Origin of the sequence: Vibrio sp. Vb2960 (genome assembly GCF_033337665.1) — a bacterium.
Taxonomy (GTDB): Bacteria; Pseudomonadota; Gammaproteobacteria; order Enterobacterales; family Vibrionaceae; genus Vibrio; species Vibrio alginolyticus.
In genome coordinates, this window is sequence record NZ_JAWORD010000075.1 from 1 (window position 1) to 696 (window position 696).

Consider the following 696-nt stretch of genomic DNA (forward strand, 5'->3'; position numbering starts at 1 on the left):
CCTTAACAGGGCGTTAGTGCGCAAAGATAAAAATTACAATTAGCAGGATTTAAAATGAGTGAAATTGCTCGCTTCATATCTGGTGAAGCTCCAGATAAATTTGGTCGCAATGTAGAGCAGTTGTTAGCTTACAACCATTTCTGGCTAGAGCACGATCATAAGTACATTCAAGTTCTTTTCCCGATCGATGAGGGTACTAAGTTCAATCAACATGCTCCTTTGGTAACTCAAGCAGATCGAGAGGCTTTTGCTAATTCAGAAGCATTGCGCATTGCTCACTTAAAAGCTCTCGACCTTTTACTTGAGTTTTGGGGATTGCATCGAGAAGGGTGTCAAATTTCTTCATTACTGGCACTAAGTCCTGCTAACCATGTCTGGCTTAAAAGTCATGACCACAATCAACTTCGTCTGACCCGAGCAATTCGTAGTTTGTATTTGCTCGGTAATGAGCAGATAGCAGCTAACCTGTGTGACTTTCTAGTGGCAGCGGCTAAAGAAACTGACATGGTTTCAGATAAAACGGTCGAGTATTGGCGTAACGCGCTTAAAGGGTAGGTGATCGCTGAAAAAGCGCACTAACAAACTGTTCAAGAGGGATTCGCAACACGTGGCATTTTCACTATGCGTTTGTTTTGGTGTTTAAGGTGGTTTGCGGCGGCTTCTGTATTGCGTTGCTCACCCCTTAACAGGGCGTTA

1 protein-coding gene is annotated in these 696 nt (G+C 43.4%); it reads left to right on the top strand.

The window, feature by feature from the left end; translation table 11 throughout:
- Positions 1-54: 54 nt before the first annotated feature.
- Positions 55-555: an opioid growth factor receptor-related protein gene (locus R7O03_RS22675; protein WP_262581159.1), complete on the top strand. Its 501-nt coding sequence runs from the start codon at positions 55-57 to the stop codon at positions 553-555.
- Positions 556-696 lie beyond the last annotated feature (141 nt).